This is a genomic window from Azospirillaceae bacterium (genome assembly GCA_028283825.1).
Classification (GTDB): domain Bacteria; phylum Pseudomonadota; class Alphaproteobacteria; order Azospirillales; family Azospirillaceae; genus Nitrospirillum.
Genome location: JAPWJW010000003.1, coordinates 617,932 through 631,253, shown reverse-complemented (window position 1 = coordinate 631,253; position 13,322 = coordinate 617,932). Strand labels below are relative to the sequence as shown.

Annotated in this window: 9 protein-coding genes; 6 read left to right on the top strand and 3 right to left on the bottom strand. The window is 67.1% G+C overall.

Going from position 1 to position 13,322, the window contains the following annotated elements:
* The first annotated feature begins 9 nt into the window (after positions 1–9).
* Positions 10–1,401: a phosphomannomutase/phosphoglucomutase gene (locus PW843_14830; protein MDE1147875.1), complete on the top strand. Its 1,392-nt coding sequence runs from the start codon at positions 10–12 to the stop codon at positions 1,399–1,401.
* A 58-nt stretch (positions 1,402–1,459) separates the two neighbouring features.
* Here the strand turns inward: PW843_14830 and PW843_14825 are convergent, their stop codons facing one another.
* Complete coding sequence (locus PW843_14825; GenBank protein MDE1147874.1) at positions 1,460–2,398, bottom strand: CPBP family intramembrane metalloprotease; 939 nt, start codon at positions 2,396–2,398, stop codon at positions 1,460–1,462.
* 11 nt (positions 2,399–2,409) lie between these two features.
* Entirely contained in the window at positions 2,410–3,777 is a 1,368-nt protein-coding gene (locus tag PW843_14820; GenBank protein ID MDE1147873.1) for a D-alanyl-D-alanine carboxypeptidase, read from the bottom strand.
* A 564-nt stretch (positions 3,778–4,341) separates the two neighbouring features.
* Here PW843_14820 and phaP point away from each other — a divergent pair.
* The 4 genes from phaP (at position 4,342) to PW843_14800 (ending at position 8,736) form a co-directional block, all read left to right on the top strand.
* Positions 4,342–4,896 carry a TIGR01841 family phasin gene (gene phaP / locus PW843_14815; GenBank protein ID MDE1147872.1) on the top strand — a complete coding sequence of 185 codons (555 nt, stop codon included), beginning with the start codon at positions 4,342–4,344 and terminating at the stop codon, positions 4,894–4,896.
* A gap of 323 nt (positions 4,897–5,219) precedes the next feature.
* The gene (gene clpS, locus PW843_14810) at positions 5,220–5,564 is read left to right on the top strand and encodes an ATP-dependent Clp protease adapter ClpS (GenBank protein ID MDE1147871.1); all 345 of its coding nucleotides are present in this window, start codon (positions 5,220–5,222) and stop codon (positions 5,562–5,564) included.
* 5 nt (positions 5,565–5,569) lie between these two features.
* Positions 5,570–7,885, top strand: a complete 2,316-nt coding sequence (gene clpA / locus PW843_14805; GenBank protein MDE1147870.1) for an ATP-dependent Clp protease ATP-binding subunit ClpA — start codon at positions 5,570–5,572, stop codon at positions 7,883–7,885.
* Between the two features lie 113 nt (positions 7,886–7,998).
* Positions 7,999–8,736, top strand: coding sequence for an SGNH/GDSL hydrolase family protein (locus tag PW843_14800; protein ID MDE1147869.1), 738 nt, complete (start codon positions 7,999–8,001; stop codon positions 8,734–8,736).
* A 19-nt stretch (positions 8,737–8,755) separates the two neighbouring features.
* Here the strand turns inward: PW843_14800 and PW843_14795 are convergent, their stop codons facing one another.
* The gene (locus PW843_14795; protein MDE1147868.1) at positions 8,756–9,172 is read right to left on the bottom strand and encodes a response regulator; all 417 of its coding nucleotides are present in this window, start codon (positions 9,170–9,172) and stop codon (positions 8,756–8,758) included.
* 245 nt (positions 9,173–9,417) lie between these two features.
* Here PW843_14795 and PW843_14790 point away from each other — a divergent pair, with 245 nt between their 5' ends.
* Positions 9,418–13,293, top strand: coding sequence for a two-component regulator propeller domain-containing protein (locus tag PW843_14790; GenBank protein MDE1147867.1), 3,876 nt, complete (start codon positions 9,418–9,420; stop codon positions 13,291–13,293).
* Positions 13,294–13,322 lie beyond the last annotated feature (29 nt).

Sequence of the window (13,322 nt, the reverse complement as noted above, 5' to 3'; positions counted from 1 at the left end):
GGTGCAGTCATGACCGCTATTCATCGGTTCCATCACACGGTGCTGCGCGAGTACGACATCCGCGGCGTCATCGGCAAGACCCTGGGCCCGGCGGATGCCAAGGCCATCGGCCAGGGCTTCGGCACCCAGGTGGTGCGCGCCGGCGGCACCCGCGTCGCCATCGGTTTCGATGGACGCCTGTCCTCGCCGGAACTGGAAGAGGCCTGCGTCGAAGGCCTGACCTCCACGGGCCTGGAAGTCATCCGCATCGGCCTGGGCCCCACGCCCATGCTGTACTTCACGGTGCGCCACCTGGAACTGGACGCCGGCGTGATGATCACCGGCTCGCACAACCCGCCGGACTACAACGGTTTCAAGATGATGCTGGGCAAGGGCCCGGTCTATGGCGAGCAGATCCAGGAGATCGGCCGCCTGGTCCACGGCGACGACCTGGAAAAGGGCACCGGCAGTTCACGCACGCTGGACGTGTCGGAGGACTACATCAATCGCCTGGCCGGCGATTATGACGGCACCAAGGACCTGACGATCGTCTGGGATGCCGGCAACGGCGCCACCGGCCACATCCTGCGCCGCCTGACCGACAAGCTGCCGGGCAAGCACATCCTGCTGTTCGAAGAGGTGGACGGCAACTTCCCCAACCACCATCCCGACCCGACCGTGCCGGAAAACCTGGTGGACCTGATCAAGGCCGTCCATGACGAGAAGGCCGACATCGGCATCGGCTTCGATGGCGATGGCGACCGCATCGGCGCGGTGGATGAGCATGGCGAGATCGTCTGGGGCGACCAGCTGCTGGCCATCTACGCCGCCGACGTGCTGAAGAGCCACCCGGGCGCCACCATCATCGCCGACGTCAAGTCCAGCCAGACGCTGTACGACGACATCGCCAAGAACGGCGGCAAGCCCCTGATGTGGAAGACCGGCCACAGCCTGCTGAAGGCCAAGATGGCCGAGACCGGCTCGCCCCTGGCCGGTGAGATGAGCGGCCACATCTTCTTCGCCGACAAGTACTACGGTTTCGACGACGCGCCTTATTGCGGTGTCCGTTTGGCCGGGCTGGTCAGCCGCAAGGGCAGCCTGTCACAGCTGAAGTCCGTGCTGCCGCCGGTCTTCAACACCCCGGAAATCCGTTTCCAGGTGGATGAGGAGCGCAAGTTCAAGGCGGTGGACGAGATCGTGGCCCGCGCCAAGGCCCTGGCCGGCGACGGCATCGAGGTCAACGACATCGACGGCGTGCGGGTGAAGACGGTCGACGGCTGGTGGCTGCTGCGCGCGTCCAACACCCAGGACGTGCTGGTGGCCCGCGCCGAGGCCTTCAGCGAGGCCGGCCTGGAACGCCTGAAGGGCAGCATCCGCGACCAGCTGAGCCAGAGCGGCATCGAGGCGCCCGAGGGCTTCTGAGCTTTATCGGATTGAAGAACCAAAAAGGCCGCGCCTTCGCAAGGGCGCGGCCTTTTTCTTAGGGTTTCCGGCGGATGACCCAGCCGCGCCGCACGCCCAGGTACCAGTAAAGGCCGCAGACCACGGCCATGGTGGCCACCACCGTCGCCACATCGCCAAGGCCCGCCGGCTTGCCCTCCGGCCCGCCGATACCCAGCAGGGACGGGAAGGGCGCGCCCAGCACACCCATGACATAGATGGCGGTCAGGTTCTGGCCGAAATGGATGCCGATGGCGGCCTCCAGCCGGCGGGCGCGCCAGGTTACGGCGGACAGCATCAGCGAGATGATGAAGTAAAGCGCCCGCTGGTCCCACACGCCGTTGTCCCAGGACTGGGTGTGCAGCGACGCGAACAGGACGCCCACCGGCAGGGCGGCGATCCAGGCGCGGCCGGTCCAGGCGTACAGCGCCTGGCTGAGATAGCCCCGGAACAGCGTCTCCTCCGCCGTGACCTGCAGCACCAGCATCCACACCGTGGCGGCGGCGAAGGCCAGGACCTGGGGCCAGGGCTGACCGCTCGTGTCCGAAGTCTCGCCCGTCCAGGCGTCGATCGCAGCACTGACGGCCACGGTCAGCAGCACCAGTCCGCCCCACAGCAGGGCGGATCGGGCGGCCAAGCCGAAGTCCAGCCCGTGCCCAGGGGTGATGACGCTGAACGGCCCCCGCCCATGCAGCCAGACCAGGGCCAGGGCCAGGGGTGGCAGGATGGAACCGGCGACGCTGCCCAGCAGGACCAGCAATTGGCCGACGACCGCCAGCGGCGGCCCGGCATGGGGCGTGGCGACGATCCAGCCCTTGCGCTGCATGCCATAAAGCACCAGGGCCGTCACCACGGTCCACAGCACCACCAGGACCATGCCGCCCAGGAAGGCCCACCACGGCTCCCGCCGTTGGCGGGCCAGCGCCAGCAGCGACGGCGGGGCGGCATCGGCCGATGCCGCCGAAAAGGGAGAGGTCACGGGCGCTGGTGTCAGCTGCTGCCGGGCGGCAGGGCGATGCAGTCCTGGCGCTGGCGGGTCAACTGCGCGCAGGCGGCGCGGGCGGTCTTCTCGCTCAGGCCCGCCAGGCGGGCGCGGAACAGGGTGCGCTTGGCGGTGGGGATTTCCTGCACATTGGGGACGGCGGCGTTCAGCAGGCCTTTGGTCTTCTGCGTCACGCGGGCGATGGCGGCCTGACCGGCGGCGCGGTCGTTGAAGGCGCCCACCTGGATGCTCCACCCGGCGGGGATGGTCTTGGCCTTGGGCAGGGCCATGCCTTCCGACGCCGCCTCGGCGGGGGCGGCCAGCAGGGTATGATCGGCGACGCTTTCCGCCGCCTTGCCCACCGCCTTGGCGGCCTTGCCGGCGGCGCTGGCCAGCCGGACGCCGGCGGGGCGGGGCGGCTTGGCCTCGTCTTCATCCTCATCGCCCTGCGACGCGGATTGGTCGTCATTCGCCGCGGCATCGGCCACCTGCACGGGGGCCGCGCGGCCGGCACGGCCCGGCGGCAGGATCGGCGCCTCGGCGGTGACGATGGCGCCCGGCTTGCTGGCAAAACCTTCGTCCAGAAGGTCGGCCATGCGGTTGTCGCGCCACACGGCGCTGCTGCCGCCCATCACCACGGCGACCAGGCGGCGGCCGTTCTGCACGGCGGACCCGACCAGATTGAAGCCCGAGGCGTTGATGAAGCCGGTCTTGATGCCATCCATGCCGGGATAACGCGACATCAGATGGTTGTGGTTGGCCATCGTGTCGCCGTTGTAGGTGAAGCTTTCCGTCTTGAAGTAGGCGTACTGCTTCTCATGGTTATGGATCAGCGCCTGGGCCAGGCGGGCCAGGTCGCGGGCGGTGGTGTGCTGCGCCAGGTTGGGCAGGCCCGACGCGTTGCGGAAGGTGGTGCGGCTCATGCCCAGCGCGTGGGCCTTGGCCGTCATCATCTGGGCGAAGCGGGGCTCGCTACCGCCTAAATTCTCAGCCACCACCACCGCCACGTCGTTGGCCGACTTGGTCACCAGCGCCAGGATCGCATCGCGCACGCGGATGGTGTCGCCCGCCTCCAGCCCCAGCTTGCTGGGGGCCTGCGCCTGGGCGTGGGCCGAAACCTTGAACGACTGGTCCAGCGTGACGCGGCCGGAATCCAGCGCGTCGAACAGCAGGTATAGCGTCATCATCTTGGTCAGCGACGCGGGATAGTTTTCCGTATCCGCGCCGGCGGAGTGCAGCACCTGCCCGGTCTCGGCATCCACCACGATCGCGGCGTACTTGGCGAAAGCGGTGACGGGCGTGAGGGCCCAGCAGGCCAGCAAGGCCAGGACGGCCCACCGTCCGCGCCGGGTGGTCTGGCGGGGACGCCCCCCCAAGTTCCAGGATTTCCAATGGGTCACGGTGAACTGCCCCTTCCGCCATGCCGCGTCGGTGTTGGCGACAAAAGTAAAGGCCTGAGGATTCGCTGTCCAGTATTGAAAATCTGGTTAAGGACAAAATATGCGCCGTGAGCCCGGGCGCCATGACTGGGGACAATACATGACGTGACGTCGGAGGCATTGTTGCGGTGCGGCGCGAAAGGGGTAAGCCTCTACCCGGAAGGTATATTGCAATGCAGCATAATCTTGTGATGCAGTGGATGCTGCGTAGACGTTTCGGCTTATTTTGCGGCATTTCGCCTCGTGCGGATGGCCATTGTGCCGATAAACTCGCCAAAATTTGATGTGGCAGAATTTTTGCGGCGCACAAAGCCGATTGACAACCTCGCTTTCAAGGTTCAATTAGTGGATCGTGCTGCAACGCAACATAGCGGCGCCCAATGTGGGCCGCTGGCGCTGTGGGCATCCGAGTCCCCGGCCGATGCCGGGTCGCCTTACCCGGGTACGGGCCGCATCGGGCGGCCGATGGATCATCTGAGATCATTGGAAGGAAGCTAAGTCATGACCACCGCGAATACTGTCACCACCACCGCATCCCGCGCCAAGAAGGTCGCCACCGACGCCGCCGTGGAAACGGGCGCCACTGTGAAGCAGGCAGCCGAAACCACCGCGCGTGCCACCCAGGACGCGGTCACCAAGAATTATGAGCAGGCCGTCGCCCTGACCAAGGAACAGGTCGAGAAGGCCAGCAAGAAGGCTTTCGAGGCGTATGAGGAACTGACCGCCTTCAACAAGGACACGGTCGACGCCTTCGTCCTGTCCTCCACCGTCCTGGCCAAGGGCCTGGAAAACCTGTCCAAGTCCTTCGTCGCCTACGCCCAGTCCTCGCTGGAAAGCAGCGTGTCGGCCACCAAGGCCCTGCTGGCGGTCAAGTCCCTGCGTGAGGCGGTGGACCAGCAATCCGAATTCGCCAAGGCCAGCTTTGACAGCCTGGTCAGCGAAGCGACCAAGACCTCCGAACTGTCGGTGAAGTTGGCGAATGAGGCGATCGAGCCCATCTCCGCCCGTGTCAACGCGGTGGTGACCAAGTTCGGCAAGCCGCGCCTGGCGGCCTGAGGCGTTCGGCTGATGCGGCGCCGGACGGGGACGCCCGTGCCGGCCGCTGTTTTGGCGCGATCACGCAGCGATGAGATGATAGGGTTCAAGAACCCGGCGGCCATCCCGGCCCGCCGGGTTCTTTGTTTCTGGTGCACCTTTTAGGTGTGGCTGCACACGTTTTCATGGTGCCGCTTCCGCGGAGAGGCGCCCCTGATCGGTGATTTGCGTGCGTCATTCGCACCGCAGGCATGAATAAGGTTACCAGGGGTCTTCCAACGGCGGCCCGCGATCTCATATTATTGCTGGGATGACCACCCCGAGAGACACGTACCTGGAAGGCCATGACCGAGTTTGATAGTCAAGGGAATGAGGGCGGAAACGGCGGGGACGGCACCACGACCGGCGTCGTGGTCAAGGCCAAGCCGAAGACCAAAAAGCCCTCCATGTACAAGGTCTTGATGCTGAATGACGACTACACCCCCATGGAGTTCGTCGTTCACATCCTGGAACGCTTCTTTTCCAAGAACAGGGAAGAAGCAACCCGGATCATGCTGCACGTTCATCGCCGGGGTGTCGGCGTGTGCGGCGTGTTCACCTACGAGGTGGCGGAGACGAAAGTAACCCAGGTGATGGATTTCGCGCGCCAGAACCAGCATCCCCTGCAATGCACCTTGGAGAAGGATTAGTAGGCATGCTCTCGCGTAATCTCGAGCAAACGCTGCACCGGGCCCTAGCTTATGCCAATGAGCGGCGGCACGAGTACGCGACCCTGGAACACCTGCTGCTGGCCCTCACCGAAGACCAGGATGCCCTGGCCGTTCTGCGCGCCTGCGGCGTGACGGTGGAAAAGCTGCGGGTCGAACTCGGCGAGTACCTGGACAATGAGCTGAGCAACCTCATCTCCAGCCGGTCCGAGGACGCCAAGCCCACCGCCGGATTCCAGCGCGTGCTGCAACGCGCCGCCATCCATGTCCAGAGTTCCGGACGGGAAGAGGTGACCGGCGCCAACGTGCTGGTGGCCCTGTTCTCCGAACGGGAAAGCCACGCCGTCTATTTCCTGCAGGAGCAGGAGATGACGCGGTTCGACGCCGTCAACTACATCTCCCACGGCATCGCCAAGTCCCCCGGCCGGTCCGAGACCAAGCGCGTCTCCGGCTCGGAGGAGGAGCCGCCGGCCGGCGAAAAGCCGCCCAAGAAGGGGACGGAGGCGCTGGAGGCCTACTGCGTCAACCTCAACAAGAAGGCGCTCAACGGCAAGATCGATCCCCTGATCGGCCGCGCGCAGGAAGTTGACCGCACCATCCAGATCCTGTGCCGCCGGTCCAAGAACAACCCGCTGTACGTGGGCGACCCCGGCGTGGGCAAGACCGCCATCGCGGAGGGTTTGGCCCGCCGCATCGTCCATGGCGAGGTGCCTGAGGTGTTGCAGAACGCCGTCATCTTCGCGCTGGACATGGGCGCGCTGCTGGCCGGCACCCGCTATCGCGGCGATTTCGAGGAGCGGCTGAAAAGCGTCCTGTCGGAACTGGAGGCGGTCGAAGGCTCCGTCCTGTTCATCGATGAAATCCACACGGTGATCGGCGCCGGCGCCACGTCGGGTGGTGCCATGGATGCCAGCAACCTGCTGAAGCCGGCCCTGGCCAGCGGCGCGCTGCGGTGCGTCGGGTCCACGACCTACAAGGAATACCGCAGCTATTTCGAGAAGGACCGCGCCCTGGTCCGCCGCTTCCAGAAGATCGACGTCAACGAGCCCTCGCTGGACGACGCGGTCAAGATCCTGGAAGGCATCAAGAGTTATTACGAGAAGCACCACAACGTCCGCTACACCCGCGAGGCCATCCGGTCAGCGGTGGAGCTGTCGGCCAAGTACATCGGCGACCGCAAGCTGCCGGACAAGGCCATCGACATCATCGACGAGGTGGGGGCGGCGCAGATGCTGCTGCCCGTGACCAAGCGCAAGAAGACCATCCAGGTGAAGGACGTGGAGGCGGTGGTCGCCAAGATCGCCCGCATCCCACCGAAGAGCGTCAGCCGCGACGACCGTGAGGTGCTGCTGAATCTGGAACGCGACCTGAAGACCATGGTGTTCGGCCAGGAAAAGGCCATCGACACCCTGGTCAGCGCCATCAAGCTGGCGCGCGCCGGCTTGCGCGATCCGGAAAAGCCCATCGGCAACTACCTGTTCTCCGGCCCGACCGGCGTGGGCAAGACCGAGGTGGCGCGACAGCTGTCGCGCACCCTGGGTATTGAGCTGACCCGCTTCGACATGTCGGAATACATGGAGCGGCACACGGTCAGCCGTCTGATCGGCGCCCCGCCGGGTTATGTCGGCTTCGACCAGGGCGGCCTGCTGACCGACGCCATCGACCAGCATCCGCATTGCGTGCTGCTGCTGGACGAGATCGAGAAGGCGCACCCGGATCTCTACAACATCCTGTTGCAGGTGATGGACCACGGCAAGCTGACCGACCACAACGGCAAGACGGTCGATTTCCGCAACGTCATCCTGATCATGACCACCAACGCCGGCGCGTCGGACCTGGCCAAGCCCGCCTTCGGTTTCGGCCGCGAGAAGCGGATGGGCGAGGATGAGGAGGCGATCAACCGCCTGTTCACGCCGGAATTCCGCAACCGTCTGGACGCCATCATCACCTTCGCCGGCCTGTCGCCGGAGATCATCGGGCGCGTGGTGGACAAGTTTGTCATGGAGCTGGAGGCGCAGCTGAGCGACCGCGGCGTCACCATCGAACTGACGGACGAGGCGCGCGAGTGGCTGGCGACCAAGGGCTACGACCCCCTGTACGGCGCCCGCCCGCTGGGGCGTACAATCCAGGAGTACATCAAGAAGCCGCTGGCCGAGGAATTGCTGTTCGGCAAGTTGGTCAAGGGCGGTGCCGTCCGCGTCTCCGTCAAGGACGACGCCCTGGTGTTCGACTACACTGCAGGATCCGGCACGTCGCGCCAGGCGGAAAAGCCGGAGGAGAAGGTGCCGGAACTGGTCAACTGAGACCGCCCGCATCTGACCGCCATGTAACTTGAATTGCGCGGGCCCCCAGGGCATTCCTGGGGGCCCGTCGCATTTTGGGCGACCGGAAAATCAACAGGGCGAGGGAAAGCAGGATGCGCTTGGTGGGAACGGGAAAGCCTTGGCTGCGCGCGGCCGTGTTCGCCCTGGCGCTGACGGGTGCCGCCGGAATGGCCAGGGCCGCTGACCTGGCGGCGCTGCACCCCAACACCACCATCCTCTTCCAGGGCGATTCCATCACCGACGGCGGCCGCCAGCCCGGCAACGACCTGAACCACACCATGGGCCAGGACTACGACTACATCATCGCGGCCACGGTGGGGGCGGAGTATCCGGAACGCAACCTGACCTTCGTGAACCGGGGGATCAGCGGCAATACCGTCTCCGACCTCGCCGCCCGCTGGCAGGCCGACACCCTGGATATCAAGCCCGACGTGCTGAGCATCCTGGTGGGCGTCAACGACACCTTCTTCGGCAAGGGCGAGACGCTGGAAACCTACGCCCAGGTCTATGAAAAGCTGATCAACGAGACCCAGACCAAGCTTCCGGGCGTGAAGATCGTCCTGGGCCAGCCCTTCCTGATGCCGGTGGCCAGCCACAAGGCCAGCTACGCCGCCGACCGCGCGCTAGTGAAACAGCGGCAGGACGTGGTAGCGGCCCTGGCGGCGAAATATCACCTGCCGCTGGTGAAATACCAGGACGCCTTCGACGCCGCGCTGGCCAAGGCGCCGGCGGAGCACTGGTCCTGGGATGGCGTCCACCCCACCTATGCCGGCCACGGCCTGATGGCGCGGGAATGGCGGCGCGCGGTGGACGCGGCTTGGCCGGAGTAAGCTCCAAGTCCGGCGAAAATCAGCTTAAGGCGACCAGCCGCCGGATCAACTGGTCCAGATCGTTCCATACCAGGGGCTTGGCGATATAGCCGGCGAACAGGCCCGTGGTCAGGTGGTCGATCACATCGGTTTCCGCCGTCATCAGCACCAGTGGAATGGCGCGCGAGCGGCCGGTGGGCACGGGGCGGCCGTGCAGGATGCGCGCCGCCTCCGCCCCGTCCATGCCGGGCATGTTGAGATCCAGCAGCACGATGTCGAACGGCGCCTCGGCGGTGTCATAGGTCGCCACGGCCTCCGCCCCGTCGGCGGCGCCGGTGGCCTCATAGCCCAGCCGGCGCAGAATGGCCAGGATCAGTTCCCGGTTCACCCGGTTGTCCTCGGCCACCAGGACACGGGGACCGGGCGGGGTCGCGGCGGGGTTGTCTTGCGGGGTCATTAATGGCTTCCGCCTTTTGCCGGCCGGCGGTGGGGGTGCGGGCGGGCGAACGTTGTTTTCTGGCGCCAACATAAGCGCGTCCGGCGCTGGAGCCCAGCCCCTTATCCCCCATCCTGTCTATGTCTATTGGATAATTTATCACTGATTCAGTGGCGTGGAGGCCCGTTTCCTATAAAATCCAAGATTGTTCGGGCCACCTGCCGTGGTGACTCCGGCGATTGCCGTTACCCTGGTGGTTCGCATTCATGCGGGTAGTGCTCCTGATCGTCGCCGTTTGTCTGGCGGCCCTGGGATGGCCGGGGCCCGGGCGGGCGGACGTGTCCCCGGCGGGTGCCACGCCGGCGCGCGTGGCGCCGTGGCGGGCCCTGGGGCAGACGGTCTTCGAACACATCGACCGCAGCCGGGGCTTGCCCAGCGACACCATCTTTTCCCTGGCACAGGACCGGCAGGGTTTCATCTGGATCGGAACGACCAATGGCCTGGCGCGGTTCGACGGCTATCGCATGCGGGTGTTCCAGCCCGATGCCGATGAGCCGGGCAGCCTGCCGGACGGCGTCATCCGCGCCCTGCATGTCGATGCCGCCGGCCGGCTGTGGGTGGGGACCCATGTCGGGGGCCTGGCGCTCTATGATCCGGTGACGGAACGTTTCACCACCGTGGCGCCGGGCCCGGCGGGTGTCAGCGCCGCCACCATCTACGACATTTCCGACGATGGCGGCGACGGCGTCTGGGTGGCGACCCGGGGCGGCCTGGACCACGTCGCCGGCGATGGCCGCGTGCTGGAACATGTGCGCCATGATGACAAGGGCGGTGCCGACGCCCTGCCACACAGCACCGTCTTCGCCGTGCACCTGGATGCCGGCGGCACGCTATGGGCCGGCACGGCCAAGGGCCTGGTGGTACGGCCGGCCGGCGCCACCACGTTCGCGCCACCTGTGATCCAGGACGCGGGGAACCCCGGCGCCGCCTTGCTGGCCGACAGTATCTGGCAGATCGAGGAGGGGGGCGACGGCCGCCTGTGGCTGGGCGGCGACCGCAGCGGCCTGGGCGTCTACGATCCCCGGGACCATAGCCTGCGCATCATCCAGCCGGAGACGGCCGGCGAACCGCCGCTGTCCGCCGTCACCATGCGGGGCGCGGTGGAGGTGCGGCCGGGCGTGCTGTGGGTGGCGACGCTGGGCAATGGCATCGCGGAAGTCGATGTGGCCCGCGGCCTTTACCGCACCATCCGGCATGAGGCCGACATTCCCGCCACCCTGGCCAACGACAGCCTGCGCGCCATCATCAAGGACCGCAGCGGCCTGATCTGGGTGGGGGGTGATTCCGGGCTGGATGTGCACAACCCCACCAACGCCGCGCTGATGACCCTGTTCACCGGCAATGGGCGACCGCCTTTGGGCGATCTGCCCACCATCAAGAGCCTGGCCGTGGCGCCGGACGGCACCTTGTGGCTGGGCGGCGACGGGGCCATCGTGCTGTTCGATCCGGGGACCCGGCATGCCCGCCGCCTGCTGGCTGGCGGCACCAACGCCGATCCGGCGCACAGCCTGCCGCAGTTGGACGTGCTGGCCCTGGCCCGGCAGGACGACCGGGACGGCGGTGCCGTCTGGGCCGGGACACCGCGTGGCCTCTACCGTATTCATACGGGCGGGACGGGAGGGGAGCAGGTGGTGCGTGAGACGCTGCCCACCGCCAACCCTTATCCCTACATCGCCCGTGTCGTCACGGCCGGCGGCGTCACCTGGGCCGGCACCTTCTCCGGCCTGGTACGGATCGATGGCGACGGCGCCAAGACACTGTACCGGCGCGATCCCGCCAATCCCGCCGGCCTGGCCGACGACCGCATCATCGCCCTGGCGGTGGACCATGGCGGTATCGTGTGGGCCGGAACGGAGCATGGGCTGAACCGGCTGGATCCGGCCACCGGTGCCGTGGAGCGCCTGGCACACGACAAGGACGACGCGGCCTCATTGCCCCATGACTACGTCAACAGCCTGGTGGAGGACGGCCACGGCCGGCTGTGGGTGGGCACGGCCCAGGGCGGCATCGGCATCCTGGAGGGCAGGGGAGCGGATGGGAAACCCCGCTTCCGCGTGTTGGATCGCCGCGACGGCCTGCCCAGCCTGCGCATCAACAACCTGACCTATGACGGCCACAACCATGTCTGGGCCACCACGGCCGACGAACTGGTGCGCATCGATACCGACACCCTGGCGGTGCGGGTGCTGGGCCCGGCGGAAAACGCCCTGATCCGCCGGTATTGGGAAAACGCCTCCGCCATGACGCCGGACGGCATGCTGCTGTTCGCGGGCGACGGCGGCATGACCGTGGTGTCACCCGACGATATCGCCGACTGGCGTTATGCCCCGCCCCTGGCCGTGACCGAAGTACGGGTGGATGGGCGCAGCATCCCGCCGGCGGCACTGCGATCCGCGCCGCTGGTGCTGAACCCGGGTGACAAGGGGTTCGAGGTCGAGGTGACGGCCCTGGACTTCTCCGCCCCCGACCGCAACCGCTACGCCGTCATGCTGGAGGGGTTCGACAGCGGCTGGATGGAAAAGGACGCGCCGCGCCGCCGCGCCGTCTACACCAACCTGGCGCCCGGCCATTACCGCCTGCTGGCGCGCGGCACCAACAAGGATGGGCTGTGGAACGCCGACGTGCTCAGCCTGCCGGTGACCGTGCTGCCGGCCTGGTACCAGACCTGGTGGTTCCACGTGCTGGCCACCGGCACGGTGGTGGGGGGCGTGGCCTTGGCCTTCTGGGGACGGCTGGCCTGGCACCGGCGGCGGCAGCGGGCGCTGGAGGAACTGGTGGATGCCCGCACGGCCGACCTGGCCGCGTCTGCCGCCACCTTGCGCCGGGTGGGCGACGCGGGCCGCGACCTGTCGGCCTCGCTGGAGCGGGAGGCCATCTGCCGGGCCCTGCATACCCACGTGGCGGAACTGATGCCGACCGCCGGCCTGCGCGTGGCGCTGTTCGATGCCCGCGAGGCGCAATTGACCGTCGTCTATCCCGGCGGGACGGAGCCCCCGAATGGGCCTGCGCTGCCGGCCGATGACCCGCTGTATCAGCGGGCGGTGGACGGGGCGTCAACCATTGTCGGGCCGGATGGCATCCTGCTGTTCGCGCCACTGCGGGCAGGGGCCCGCCGCGTGGGCGTGGTGGAGGTGAGGCTCAGCCGGCCGGATCCGGCCCTGCCCCGCCAGGTGGAGGCCCTGCGCTCCATGGCCGCCTTCGCCGCCGTGGCCATCACCAACGCCGCCGCCTTCCGCGACGTGGAACAGGCGCGCAATGAGGCGGCGCAGACCCTGGCCAACCTGGAAAACGCGCTTGCCCGCCTGGTGCAGCAGGAAAAACTGGCGTCGCTGGGCAACCTGGTGGCGGTGGTGGCGCATGAGATAAACACGCCGCTGGGCGTCGCCGTCACCCTGGCGTCGCAGCTTCAGGGTGAGGTGGAGGCGCTGGGCAGCGCCGTGGCGGAGCGTCGACTGCGGCGGGTCGATCTGGATGAGTTCCTGGACCAGGCCCAGGACGGCTGCGTCATCCTGAACCGCAATCTGCGCCGGGCCGCCGACCTGGTGCAGAGCTTCAAGCAATTGTCGGTGGATCAGGCCAGTGAGCGGGTGCGGGCCGTCGCCCTCACCGAATATCTGCGTGAGACGCTGTTGAGTCTGGACCCGCTGCTGAAGGGGCATGGCGTCGCCGTCACCGTCGATGGCCCTGCGGGCTTCACCATACCCACACGGCCCGGGCAGTTGGCCCAGGTGCTGACCAACCTGATCCAGAACGCCGTCGTCCATGCCTTCGACGACGTTGCCGAGCCTGAAATCCATATCGAGGTGGCACGCACCCCCGGTGGCCGGGCCAGCGTCACCGTGGCCGACAATGGCCGGGGAATGACCGCCGACCTGGCCGCGCAAGCGTTCGAGCCCTTCTTCACCACCAAGCAGGGGGAGGGTGGGTCGGGCCTGGGCCTGCACATCGTGCACAACCTGGTGACCGGACCCCTGCGGGGTGAGTTGAGCCTGGACAGCGTGCCCGGCGCCGGTACCCGCGTCCATATCGAGCTGGGCACCTTCCAGGCTGGTGAGGCGCCGGTGCTGGAACCCAGCGCCTGAGGCTTTGTCACCGCGACAACACCGGGATG

Excerpts from the sequence above, each read along its gene's own strand:
- PW843_14830 (MDE1147875.1), top strand. The coding sequence starts at position 10 with ATGACCGCTATTCATCGGTTCCATCACACGGTGCTGCGCGAGTACGAC.
- phaP (MDE1147872.1), top strand. The coding sequence starts at position 4,342 with ATGACCACCGCGAATACTGTCACCACCACCGCATCCCGCGCCAAGAAG.
- clpS (MDE1147871.1), top strand. The coding sequence starts at position 5,220 with ATGACCGAGTTTGATAGTCAAGGGAATGAGGGCGGAAACGGCGGGGAC.
- clpA (MDE1147870.1), top strand. The coding sequence starts at position 5,570 with ATGCTCTCGCGTAATCTCGAGCAAACGCTGCACCGGGCCCTAGCTTAT.
- PW843_14800 (MDE1147869.1), top strand. The coding sequence starts at position 7,999 with ATGCGCTTGGTGGGAACGGGAAAGCCTTGGCTGCGCGCGGCCGTGTTC.
- PW843_14795 (MDE1147868.1), bottom strand. The coding sequence starts at position 9,172 with ATGACCCCGCAAGACAACCCCGCCGCGACCCCGCCCGGTCCCCGTGTC.
- PW843_14790 (MDE1147867.1), top strand. The coding sequence starts at position 9,418 with ATGCGGGTAGTGCTCCTGATCGTCGCCGTTTGTCTGGCGGCCCTGGGA.